General features: G+C 56.5%; 1 protein-coding gene. It reads left to right on the forward strand.

Annotated elements, in window-relative coordinates:
• Positions 1-337 precede the first annotated feature (337 nt).
• Complete coding sequence (locus tag ACNS88_RS17530; protein WP_435100615.1) at positions 338-1780, forward strand: aldehyde dehydrogenase family protein; 1443 nt, start codon at positions 338-340, stop codon at positions 1778-1780.
• The last annotated feature ends 142 nt before the right edge of the window (positions 1781-1922 follow it).

Below are 1922 nucleotides of genomic sequence, written 5' to 3' on the forward strand. Positions count from 1 at the left end.
ACGACACTGATCCGCGAGACGAAGCGTTCTCCGACTGGGACCTCGCGGTTGTCGAAGTACTCGGTAACTGGGTGAGTAGCGAACTCGAACAACGACAGCAAGAACGGGTCTTACATGCAGCCACAACGGAACGACCGTATGGGGGCAAATTAGGGTCCAACAGGTAATTGGCGACTGAGTGACTTGGCTCGTAAACCACCCACCAAGGATAATCCGTGATTTACCTACACTAAGTGATCACACCCTCTGTGAGGTTGGGAAGATGTAGTGCTGCAAACGCGTGTTAACCGCCTCATACGACACATAGTTACTTGTCTAAAATAGTACTACGTACTGAGTGACCAATTTAGACACAAACCGTTCCGAACGGCTCTATATTGACGGCAAGTGGCGTAGCGGCAACGATACGATCACCGTCCGAGATCTTGCGACTGACGACCGACTCGGTACCGTCGTAGCTGCAAACCGCGACCAGGCGCAGGCAGCGATAACAGCGGCAGTCAGCGCACAGCAGTCGCTCCGCGAGACAACGCCCGTTGAGCGGGCGACGTGGTTAGAAGACATTGCAGCGGAGATCACTGACCGCGCTGAAGAATTCACCGAACTCATTGTTCGTGAATCCGGGAAGCCCGTGTCTGCGGCGCGGGGAGCTCCCTCGGCCGCGGCCAGTCGGTTCCGTCTCGCAGCCGATGAAGCCCGAAATTTAGGGCGGAACTACGGCGAGTATCGAGAGGGTGCGACACCCGGCCACGAAGACTGGACGGCGATCGTCAAGCCAGAACCAATCGGGACAGTGCTGTGTATCGCACCGTACAATTACCCGTTGCAGACGGCGGTTCTCCAACTTGCTCCGGCGTTAGCCGCAGGGAACAGCACCGTACTGAAGCCGTCGAGTCAGACGCCACTGACTGCAGCACTGCTCATTGACGTGATCACTTCGGCGGTCGACCTGCCGGACGGAGCGGTCAATTTCGTTCCCGGCAGGGGAAGTGAGATCGGCGACACGTTAGCCGGAGACGACCGTGTGGACACCATCGCAATGACCGGTTCGTCAGGGGCTGGACAGCACGTTGCCAAGGAGTCCGGAATCGTCAATCTCGTGATGGAGTTAGGCGGGAACGCTCCCGCGCTAATTTTCCCGGACGCAACGCTTTCCGATGCTGCCGGCGCTTGTACCGCCGGATCGCTCAAATTTGGTGGCCAACGCTGCTCAGCGGTGTCACGAATCTTCGCGCACGAGTCCGTCCACGACGCTCTCGTCGACAAGATCGAACTGGCGATGGAGTCGTGGGAGGTTGGAGACTTATTTGATGAATCAACTGACTTCGGCCCTCTCATCGATGAGTCCCAAGCGAAAGAGGTTGAATCGCTGGTACAGGACGCTATTGACGCCGGTGCAACCCTTGTTGTCGGCGGCGAGCGTGACGGTGCGTTCTACGAGCCAACACTACTGGCAGATGTCCCGCAAGACGCTGCGATCATCCACGAGGAACAATTTGGTCCCGTCGCTGCCGTTACGATGTTTGAGACTGAATCAGAGGCAGTTGAACTAGCAAACGCCGATAAGTACGCACTTGACGCCTCTGTATTCACGAACGACCATGACCGCGCAATGCGGGTTGCCGGGAAAATTGACGCGGGCAGCGTTCGGATCAACGGGGCACCCTCTCACGGACTTGGAGACGTACCATTCGGTGGTAACGGCGCATCTGGAATCAATCGAGAAGGTATCCATGCTGCTATTCAGCAGATGATTCGCAAGAAGTCGATTATCCTGTAAGTGATGACTGATTTAGAGAATAGATTCAGCTGCCGTGTCGAAAACCGCACCAATACGCCAACAAGGTCCATGGACTCCTCTCCGATCACGGCATCACTGAAGACGTGAAACCACTGACCGTGACGGGACGAGAGTCCCTGCG

Origin of the sequence: Halorubrum shenae (genome assembly GCF_051194165.1) — an archaeon.
GTDB lineage: Archaea > Halobacteriota > Halobacteria > Halobacteriales > Haloferacaceae > Halorubrum.